Annotated in this window: 1 protein-coding gene; it reads right to left on the bottom strand. The window is 55.9% G+C overall.

Annotation, left to right across the window (positions count from 1 at the left end; all coding sequences use genetic code 11):
• Positions 1 to 415 precede the first annotated feature (415 nt).
• The coding region (locus tag ACEVQ6_RS23675; RefSeq protein WP_374891494.1) for an ATP-binding protein at positions 416 to 562 on the bottom strand (147 nt) is incomplete at its 5' end.

Here is a 562-nt window from a genome sequence, read left to right as displayed (position 1 = left end):
ATCATCGGCACAGGCGATGGTTGAAAAGCCGATCATGCACTAAGACTGAAACCGGACCACCCAATGGGGTCAGACCATGGGTTCCCCGCTTGCGATCTGCTTCCGTCGTTCTGCGACCGCGACCTTCGTCTATAGGCGCGCCATCGCCATGTTGACGGCATTCTTGGCAATAGCCCGGTCAGGCCAAACGCCTCACGCAATTCGGTCTTGTTGTCGAGGAAGGGGCGAAGCTCTTTCGGGATCACCAGCCGCGCGAAATAGCGGCCATCACGATTGAGGAAGCCTTGCAGCTTTCGAACCATCCCAAGTCACCCGTTGTGTAACGACGTTTGTAACGGATGATTGTTGGTTTGCACGCGGAACTGAGCCGGTTTTTCCACCGAGAAGTGAGCCACCTCTAAGTATGGTTTTCTGATCAGGCTTTGGTCAATGGGCTGGGCTTTTCTCCTCTTTTCTGTGCCGCTGCGGCCGAGCTGGCCTTGAAGCGGAAGCTGTCGTTACCGGTTTTCAGGATATGGCAACGGTGGGTCAAGCGGTCGAGGAGAGCTGTCGTCATCTTGGC

The organism is Ensifer soli, from assembly GCF_041928815.1.
In the GTDB taxonomy this organism is placed as follows: domain Bacteria; phylum Pseudomonadota; class Alphaproteobacteria; order Rhizobiales; family Rhizobiaceae; genus JBHFEI01.
This window is presented reverse-complemented; position numbering and strand designations above follow the sequence as displayed.